The organism is Kocuria cellulosilytica (assembly GCF_040981245.1).
Taxonomy (GTDB): domain Bacteria; phylum Actinomycetota; class Actinomycetes; order Actinomycetales; family Micrococcaceae; genus Kocuria; species Kocuria cellulosilytica.
Genome location: NZ_JAVFWZ010000132.1, coordinates 1 through 527 on the forward strand (window position 1 = coordinate 1; position 527 = coordinate 527).

The window sequence follows — 527 nt, forward strand, 5'->3', positions numbered from 1 at the left end:
GGCGGGACCCGCGCTGCTCCCCGTGGGGCGTCATGGTCAGCGAGTTCATGCTCCAGCAGACCCCCGTGGTGCGCGTGCTGCCGGTGTGGCGGGCCTGGCTGCAGCGCTGGCCGCGCCCCGCCGACCTCGCGGCCGAGAGCACGGGCGAGGCGGTGCGGGCCTGGGGCCGGCTGGGCTACCCGCGGCGGGCCCTGCGCCTGCACGCGGCCGCCGTGGAGATCACCGAGCGCCACGGCGGACAGGTGCCGGCCGGGCACGACGAGCTGCTGGCCCTGCCCGGGGTGGGCACCTACACGGCCGCCGCGATCGCCGTGTTCGCCTTCGGGGACCGGCAGGTCGTGGTCGACACCAACATCCGGCGCGTGCAGGCCCGCGTGGTCTCGGGGCGGGCCCTGCCGTCCCGGTCCCTGACGGCCGCGGAGGCCCGGCTCGCCGAGGAGCTCATGCCGCAGGACGACGCTCTCGCCGTGCGCTGGAACAAGGCGGTGATGGAGCTGGGCGCCCTCGTCTGCACCGCCCGCTCGCCG

1 protein-coding gene is annotated in these 527 nt (G+C 77.4%); it reads left to right on the top strand.

Translation table 11 applies throughout. The features are described 5' to 3' along the window. Positions 1-527, top strand: a 527-nt coding sequence (locus RCG67_RS17345; RefSeq protein ID WP_497801015.1) for an HhH-GPD family protein, incomplete at both ends; no start/stop codon positions are given.